The sequence below is a fragment of the Mesorhizobium sp. M7A.F.Ca.CA.002.04.1.1 genome, from assembly GCF_004022805.1.
Lineage (GTDB): Bacteria > Pseudomonadota > Alphaproteobacteria > Rhizobiales > Rhizobiaceae > Mesorhizobium > Mesorhizobium ciceri.
Map to the genome: position 1 here is coordinate 1 of NZ_RZPL01000490.1, position 4,449 is coordinate 4,449.

General features: G+C 60.6%; 6 protein-coding genes and 1 tRNA gene. 2 read left to right on the forward strand and 5 right to left on the reverse strand.

What is annotated here, in order from left to right:
- The coding region (locus tag ENZ75_RS22465) for an ATP-binding cassette domain-containing protein (protein WP_164887932.1) at nt 1-624 on the forward strand (624 nt) is incomplete at its 5' end.
- 33 nt (nt 625-657) lie between these two features.
- Here the strand turns inward: ENZ75_RS22465 and ENZ75_RS22470 are convergent.
- The 5 genes from ENZ75_RS22470 to ENZ75_RS22490 all read right to left on the reverse strand — a co-directional run bounded on the left by ENZ75_RS22470 (nt 658) and on the right by ENZ75_RS22490 (nt 3,001).
- Nucleotides 658-1,002: a hypothetical protein gene (locus tag ENZ75_RS22470; protein ID WP_013532688.1), complete on the reverse strand. Its 345-nt coding sequence runs from the start codon at nt 1,000-1,002 to the stop codon at nt 658-660.
- A 223-nt stretch (nt 1,003-1,225) separates the two neighbouring features.
- A complete protein-coding gene (locus ENZ75_RS34390) occupies nt 1,226-1,666 on the reverse strand; it encodes a hypothetical protein (RefSeq protein ID WP_063167694.1) in 441 nt (146 codons plus the stop codon).
- A 6-nt stretch (nt 1,667-1,672) separates the two neighbouring features.
- Nucleotides 1,673-1,888: a hypothetical protein gene (locus tag ENZ75_RS22480; RefSeq protein ID WP_024503705.1), complete on the reverse strand. Its 216-nt coding sequence runs from the start codon at nt 1,886-1,888 to the stop codon at nt 1,673-1,675.
- Between the two features lie 207 nt (nt 1,889-2,095).
- Nucleotides 2,096-2,386 (reverse strand): hypothetical protein, encoded by a 291-nt coding sequence (locus ENZ75_RS22485; RefSeq protein WP_013532685.1) that lies wholly within the window; start codon nt 2,384-2,386, stop codon nt 2,096-2,098.
- 538 nt (nt 2,387-2,924) lie between these two features.
- Nucleotides 2,925-3,001, reverse strand: a tRNA-Pro gene (locus tag ENZ75_RS22490).
- Nucleotides 3,002-3,202: 201 nt separating this feature from the next.
- Here ENZ75_RS22490 and ENZ75_RS22495 point away from each other — a divergent pair.
- Nucleotides 3,203-4,449 (forward strand): phosphomannomutase/phosphoglucomutase (locus ENZ75_RS22495; RefSeq protein WP_164887933.1); only part of this gene is annotated, 1,247 nt, incomplete at its 3' end.

Genomic DNA, 4,449 nt, shown 5'->3' on the forward strand with positions numbered 1-4,449 from the left:
CTGCGGCTGTTGCCGAGTGACGGGCTCATCCGTTTCGGCGATCGCGACATTTCCCAAGCCGACAGGCAGGCGATGCGGCCGCTGCGGCGCCAGATGCAGCTCGTCTTCCAGGACCCGTTCGGCTCGTTGTCGCCGCGCATGACTGTCGGCCAGGTCATCACCGAAGGACTTCTGGTGCATGAGCCTGACCTTTCGGGCAAGCAGCGTGATCAACGCGCGGTCGAGGCCTTGCGCGAGGTCGGCCTCGACCCCAACGCCCGCAACCGCTACCCGCACGAATTCTCCGGCGGTCAGCGGCAGCGCATCGCCATTGCCCGCGCCATGATCCTGAAGCCCAGGCTGGTGGTATTGGATGAGCCGACTTCGGCGCTCGATCGCTCTGTGCAGAAACAGATCGTCGAACTGCTGCGCAAGCTGCAGGCGGACCACGAATTGTCCTATCTCTTCATCAGCCACGATCTGTCGGTCGTGCGCGCCATGGCCGACTACATCATCGTCATGAAACAGGGCAAGATCGTCGAGGAAGGGCCGACCGAGGCGATCTTCAGCAATCCGCAGCACGCCTACACACAGACGCTGATGGCCGCCGCGATCGACGTGACGCGATTTCGCCTGAGCGCCTGAACCGGGCTCTGCACCGAGGCGTTGGCTGTCCGCTCAATTCGCGGACCTCTGGCACTTGCGCGCTCGCACGGCGGCAATGGCATCCTGTTGCTGCTTAAGCCGGTCGATCCTGGCTGTTTCACGGTTGGCTACCGCGGTCTTCACGCGTGAGCCGCCGAGCAGCCAGCGTGGAACATTGGTGTTGGCGACCTTGCCGCGCGTGATTGCCGTTTGCGAGATGTCACGGGCGACGTCTCCCATCGCACTGTTGAGGTCGGTGCACGTCATTGAATCGTATTTCGCCGGATCGACGGTTCTGCCGAGCGATGAACAGCCAGCGACGAGAACCAGCGTCATCACAAGAATCAAGGGCGGGGCTGTGGTTGAATTCAAATTCATGTCGCACTCGGCCCGCCGTTTCACTCATTCCATCAGGTCCATCGACCCTAGAGCCGACGGGCCTTTTCGTCAAAATATGCGGCCGCGAAGCAACCTGCCACAGGGTTCGGCCATGCGGGCCGACGGCAGGAACATCCCCAGTCTGAATTGCTATCTGCCGGGTGTGGAGTTCAATCGCTGGCAAACGGAGAGTGCCGGTTCCGGCGACGTCGAGGCGGCTTTCCTAAGCTGCTTCGGCCACCAACGTCGACGGGGGACCGCCGAGCACTGTCTGAGCGATCTCGGCGTCATTTTCATCGACATGCGCCGTCACCAGGACGACGCCCTCGGCCACGTCCTGATCATCCGCCTTCATGGCGTGCAGGGCGAATGTTCCAAACAGACCGCCGGCAACGCCGCCACAGACCGCGCCAGCCACCGCTGTTGGCAATACGCTCGCAGCAACAGGATTGATGCCAACTGCCGCAACGACGCTCAGACATGCCAACCCGCCGGCAGCAGCGCCCAGTACCGATCCCAAAGCGGAAACCCAAACAGATCCTGTCTCGTCATTGTAAGGCCCGATGATCGCGATCTGTACGCGAGGAATTCCGGCCGCCACCAAGTCGCTAGCGACCCGCGTCGCATCGGCGTGGGAATCAAAAAGTCTGCTAATCGTCGGCATGGTCGCTTAACGCTTCGGGCTGTTCAGCAGCGTGTCGGTGAGGAATGACGCGGCAATCAGGTCGTCAACCTCGATTCGGCCCTCGCCGCCCTCCATGATGGCCGCGACCTTCTGGAAGGTCTTCATCTCGTCTTCGGTAATCTGGGCTTGCTGCATCCTGGCCTTGATCTCTGTTACTCGCGTGCTCAGGGCATCGGATCGTTTGGTCTCACGGTTCGACATGCTGCTGCTCTTGGTTTCATCGATCATTTTTGCCCGCCACCCCGAATTTGGGGCAAGCGCATGCGTTTCCAACCTGGACTTCGGTCGGGCAGGGGTCAGACCTAAGTCTGGCTAGGGGCAATTGTCTTGCCGACGGTGCTGCCAAAAGCATGATCAAAGGGCCTCTCGTGGCCCGATTCCTTCAAGAATCGGGCCGGAGATCTGTGGTCAGTACCCGTCGTTCTCGATCACCACGGGATGGTGCCGATGGTGGTGGCGATGGGTGGAAACGGAACCTGTCACGACAACGGTATCGCGGTGATGATGCCGGCGCCCATGGTCGTAGAACGCCACAGTACCATGGCGGCGGTGGTGCAAGCGCTGACCGTCTTCGTTGATGATCTTGACGCTGCCGTGATGTCGATGATGGGTTCTAACAACCACATCGGCTTCGGCTGCCGAAGCCACGACGGGCAGTCCAATGGAAATCGCCAACGCGCACATGATCATTGTTTTCATTGCAATTTCTCCATTTTCTTAATTAGCCCTTCATTGGATTAACTGCCCCTGATCACTTTGGTTCCGGTGGTCCGGCATCGGCCCGAACGTTCACTGGTCATCGCCGGATCTCGTCAACGACGGAACATTAGACGTGCCTGATGGTTTTATTTCTCGCAGCCGGGATCACGATTTGGTGTCTGCTGCGGATCAGTCGGCAAAGACTGGTCGGCCCGCGTTCTCCGCCAGAGGCGCGGGCTTCCCCCAGGCAACAGGAGAGAGATCATGAACAATATCATTTGGCTCGTTGGAGCTGTGGTCATCGTGATAGCGATCTTGAGCTTTTTTGGCCTCCGCTAGCCGGACGCGCGTGCCAGTTGAGATGTTTTCCGGAATCTGTCCGCGAGCGCACGTATGAAGGCATAAAGCGGCCGGTTGACCGTCTGGTTGCTGTCCAGTGCAACAGGCATCGCTGTCGGCCGGCGGGGAGACGCGAGTAATCTCGCTTGAGGGGCAGGTGGAGCGCCGAAGTCGGGATGCGCTAACTCTTTGTTTTTTCTGGTCGGAGTGGCAGGATTTGAACCTGCGACCCCCTCGTCCCGAACGAGGTGCGCTACCAGGCTGCGCTACACTCCGTGACCAGACCGCGGGCTTATAGCCGCCACACTTCGTTCCTGCAAGCGGCATGGCAGCACTTCTGTCGCATTTCATCGGCTTTCGTCGAGCATAGCCCGAAAGGCTCGGATTCCCTCCTGGGATAAACGTGGCTTAAAGCCTTCTGTGCTAAGCCGCAGTCCTCGACAACTCGTAATTTCCGCCACTCGGAGTTTTCCAGTCTTGTCCTTCAGCATCGTTGGCGACGCCCGGCCCAACAGTTTCGAGTTCGAAACCGAAGCGCTGATCAAGCCATCCGGCTTTCGAGAATATGATGCGCGCTGGTGGTTTGGCCATCCCGGCTCCGCGCAACTGCCGGAGCTCAATCTGAATGGCGTCCAGGCGCTCGGAATGGGGCTTGGCACGCTGATCCGCCGTGTCGGTGCCGGTCCCGATATCGTCACCGGGCACGATTTCCGCTCCTATTCGCTTGGCATCAAGCTGGCGCTGGTGTCCGGTTTGATGGCTGCAGGCGCTCGGGTGAGGGACATCGGACTGGCGTTGTCGCCGATGGCCTATTTCGCCCAGTTCGCACTGGACGTGCCTTCGGTCGCTATGGTCACCGCCTCGCATAACGAGAATGGCTGGACCGGCGTCAAGATGGGTGCGGCGCGGCCGCTGACTTTCGGGCCGGAAGAGATGAGCGCGCTGAAGCAGATTGTACTGGCCGGCGATTTCGATCTCGTCGGCGGCGGCTCCTACGATTTCGTTCGCGATTTTCGCGCTACTTATCTCGACGATCTGACCGAGGACAAGCGCATCACCCGAAAGCTGAAAGTGGTCGCCGCCTGCGGCAACGGCACCGCCGGCGCCTTCGCGCCGCAAGCGCTGCAGCGCATCGGCTGCGAGGTCATCCCGCTCGATGTCGAACTCGACCACACCTTTCCGCGCTACAATCCCAATCCCGAGGATATGCAGATGCTGCATGCCATCAGGGACAAGGTGCTTGAGACTGGAGCCGATGTCGGCCTTGGCTTCGACGGTGACGGCGACCGCTGCGGCGTCGTCGACAATGAGGGCAATGAGATTTTTGCCGACAAGGTCGGTGTGATGCTGGCGCGCGATATCTCCAGCCAGCATCCGGGCTCGACCTTCGTCGTCGACGTCAAGTCGACCGGCCTGTTCAACACAGACAGCGTGCTGCGCGCCAACAGCGCCGTCACCGACTACTGGAAGACCGGCCACTCCTACATCAAGCGCCGCGTCGCCGAGCTTGGCGCCGTCGCCGGTTTCGAAAAGTCGGGCCATTTCTTCTTCAACCCGCCGATCGGGCGGGGTTATGACGATGGGCTGGTCACCGCCATTGCCATCTGCCAGATGCTGGACCGCAGCCCCGGCAGTTCGATGGCCGATCTATACCGCGCGCTGCCGCTGACCTTCGGCACGCCGACCATGTCGTCGCACTGCGCGGACGATGTGAAGTATGGCGT

Coding starts and splice junctions, on each gene's coding strand:
- ENZ75_RS22470 (WP_013532688.1), bottom strand. CDS start 1,002: ATGAATTTGAATTCAACCACAGCCCCGCCCTTGATTCTTGTGATGACG.
- ENZ75_RS22485 (WP_013532685.1), bottom strand. CDS start 2,386: ATGAAAACAATGATCATGTGCGCGTTGGCGATTTCCATTGGACTGCCC.
- ENZ75_RS34390 (WP_063167694.1), bottom strand. CDS start 1,666: ATGCCGACGATTAGCAGACTTTTTGATTCCCACGCCGATGCGACGCGG.
- ENZ75_RS22480 (WP_024503705.1), bottom strand. CDS start 1,888: ATGTCGAACCGTGAGACCAAACGATCCGATGCCCTGAGCACGCGAGTA.